This is a genomic window from Pseudomonas sp. K5002 (genome assembly GCF_013386655.1).
Taxonomy (GTDB): domain Bacteria; phylum Pseudomonadota; class Gammaproteobacteria; order Pseudomonadales; family Pseudomonadaceae; genus Aquipseudomonas.
On record NZ_JACARK010000791.1, the window covers coordinates 1 to 2,839 of the forward strand.

4 protein-coding genes are annotated in these 2,839 nt (G+C 63.5%); all 4 read right to left on the bottom strand.

The window, feature by feature from the left end:
* On the bottom strand, positions 1-468 hold a 468-nt coding region (ccmI, locus tag HX846_RS28630), incomplete at its 3' end, for a c-type cytochrome biogenesis protein CcmI (protein ID WP_178966598.1).
* Complete coding sequence (locus HX846_RS28635) at positions 461-934, bottom strand: cytochrome c-type biogenesis protein (RefSeq protein ID WP_003210629.1); 474 nt, start codon at positions 932-934, stop codon at positions 461-463. The genes ccmI and HX846_RS28635, both read right to left, overlap by 8 nt.
* Complete coding sequence (locus HX846_RS28640; protein WP_008434782.1) at positions 931-1,467, bottom strand: DsbE family thiol:disulfide interchange protein; 537 nt, start codon at positions 1,465-1,467, stop codon at positions 931-933. Before HX846_RS28640 ends, HX846_RS28635 begins: the two co-directional genes overlap by 4 nt.
* The coding region (locus HX846_RS28645; protein ID WP_178966600.1) for a heme lyase CcmF/NrfE family subunit at positions 1,464-2,839 on the bottom strand (1,376 nt) is incomplete at its 5' end. The genes HX846_RS28640 and HX846_RS28645, both read right to left, overlap by 4 nt.

Below are 2,839 nucleotides of genomic sequence, written 5' to 3' on the forward strand. Positions count from 1 at the left end.
GAGGAAGTACAGGCCTTCCGGCGAATCCGGCCGGGCCGCTGCGGCGCGCTCCAGGCGGCGGGTCATGTCTTCCATGGACACCGGCGGCTGGGAGAATTCGCGGGTCAGTTCGACCTTGTCGCTGGCACCGTAATGCAGGTACAGCGCCACGCCCAACACCGGCACCAGAAACGCCGCGAGCAACGGCAACGGTTTGCCGAGGCGCGATTCCCGGGGCTTTTCCACACCCTCGGTATCCGCCAGCAACTCACGGGCCGCTTCAGCGCGACCGCTGTCCAGCTGGGCCGCATCCAGCACGCCTTCGGTCTGCTGGGTTTGCAGTTCCGCCACGCGTTCCTGGTACAGCGCCACGTTCAATGCAGTGCGATCCTCTTCACGCTGGGCACGGCGGCCGCGTAACACCGGGATCAGCAGGAAACTCAAGGCAATCAGAAGCAGCAGACCTGCTGCGAGCCAGAAATCAATCATCAGTTTTTTTGTCCAGCAGTTGGTCGAGGCGTTGACGCTCGTCGACGGAAAGCGAGTCCGAGCCATCGGCCGGGGCGACACGACGGCGGCGCACAATCACCGCCATAACGACTAAGCCTGTGAGCAACAACCCGGCGGGGCCGAACCACAGCAGCGCAGTCTTGCCGGTGAGCGCCGGCTTGTAGCGCACGAAGTCACCGTAGCGGTCGACCATGAAGTCGATGATCTGCTGATTGTCCTTGCCCTCGCCGAGCATGCGGAAAATCTCTTTGCGCAGGTCGGCGGCGATCGGTGCATTGGAGTCGGCGATGTCCTGGTTCTGGCACTTGGGGCAGCGCAGCTCCTTGGTCAGTTCGCGAAAACGCTCGCGGTCTCCGTCCTTGGCAAATTCGTAAGTGTCGATGGCGGCGTGGGCCACGCCGACCATGCTCAAGCCCAATACCGCGGCGGCTAACCAACGCTTCATGGCTTGGCCTCATCCACCAGCGCCTGGTACTTGGCGGCCAGTTGCTCGCGCCACACCACTTCGTCGATCACGCCCACGTACTTGTCGCGGATCACGCCCTTGGCGTCGATGAAGAAGGTTTCCGGAGCGCCGTACACACCAAGGTTCAGCCCGAGGTTGCCGTCTTCGTCGCGGATATCCAGCTGGTACGGGTTGTGGAATTCAGCCAGCCACTTCAGGGCGGCAGCATTGTCGTCCTTGTAGTTGATGCCGTAGATCACCACGCCCTTCTCCGCCAGCTTGTTCAGCACCGGATGCTCCACGCGGCAGGAAATGCACCAGGTGCCCCACACGTTGACCAGGGCCGGTTTGCCCAGCAAATCAGCCTGGGTCAGGGTCTTGTCGCCCTGCACCGTCGGCAGCGAGAACGCCGGGAATGGCTTGCCGATCATGGCCGACGGCAACTCGGCCGGGTCCAGGTACAGCCCGCGATACAGGAACACCGCCACCACCAGAAACGCCGCCAGCGGTAACACCATCAACCAACGCTTCATACTGGCGCTCCTTGCAGACCGAGGGCTTCACGCACCCGGCTCTTGACCTTGACCCGGTAGCGCCGGTCCATCGCCGCCAGCAAACCACCGAAGCCGGTGAGCAGGCCGCCGAACCAGATCCAGCGCACAAACGGTTTGACGTGGACCCGCACGGCCCAGGCGCCATCGCCCAACGGTTCACCCAGGGCGACGTAGAGGTCGCGGGTGAAACCGGCGTCGATCCCGGCTTCGGTCATCATCGAGCTTTGCACGGTATACAGGCGTTTTTCCGGGTGCAGCACGGCGATTTCCTTACCGTTGCGCACAACGCGTACGGTGCCTTTGTCGGAGGTGAAGTTGGGGCCTTCGAAGTGCTTGGCGCCTTCGAAAATGAAGTGATAGCCGGCCAGGTCCATGGACTCGCCCGGTGCCAGGCGCAGGTCGCGCTCGGCACTGTTCTGGCTGGACAACACGACGCCCAGGGCGCACACGGCGATGCCGATGTGGGCGACCTGCATGCCCCAGTAACTGCGGGTCATGGTCGGCAAGCCTTTGATCAAACCTTTGTGGCGGGTCTTGTCGATCAGGTCGCGTACACCGGCCAGCAATACCCAGGCCGCGAGCATGAAGGTGGCAAGCACGGCCCAGTTGAAGTCGCCGTAGGCTATACCGGCGATCACGGCCAGCGCGGCGCTGCCGAGCAGTACCGGGGTGAGCATGCCCACCAGCCATTTCACCGGAGTGTCTTTCCAGCGCACCAGGACGCCGACCGCCATCACCACCATCAACAGCGCCATCAACGGGATGAACAGTGCGTTGAAGTACGGCGGGCCGACGGACAGTTTGGCGCCGCTCAGGGCATCCAGCACCAGCGGGTACAGGGTGCCCAGCAGGATCATCGAAGCCGCCACCACCAGCACCAGGTTATTGCCCAGCAGCAGGGTTTCCCGGGACCAGAGGTTGAAGCCGACATGGCTCTTGACCACTGGCGCGCGCAACGCAAACAACGTCAACGAGCCGCCGACCACAAACAACAGGAAGATCAGGATGAACACGCCGCGCTCCGGGTCGGAGGCAAACGCGTGCACCGAGGTCAGTACGCCGGAACGCACCAGGAACGTACCCAGCAGGCTCAGGGAAAACGCGGCGATGGCCAGCAACACGGTCCAGCTTTTGAACACGCCGCGTTTTTCCGTGACTGCCAGCGAGTGAATCAGCGCCGTGCCCACCAGCCAGGGCATGAAGGAGGCGTTTTCCACCGGGTCCCAGAACCACCAACCGCCCCAGCCGAGTTCGTAGTAGGCCCACCACGAGCCCAGGGTGATGCCGATGCCGAGGAATGCCCAGGCGACGATGGTCCACGGCCGCGACCAGCGCGCCCAGGCGGCATCGA

Coding starts and splice junctions, on each gene's coding strand:
- HX846_RS28640 (WP_008434782.1), bottom strand. CDS start 1,467: ATGAAGCGTTGGTTGATGGTGTTACCGCTGGCGGCGTTTCTGGTGGTG.
- HX846_RS28635 (WP_003210629.1), bottom strand. CDS start 934: ATGAAGCGTTGGTTAGCCGCCGCGGTATTGGGCTTGAGCATGGTCGGC.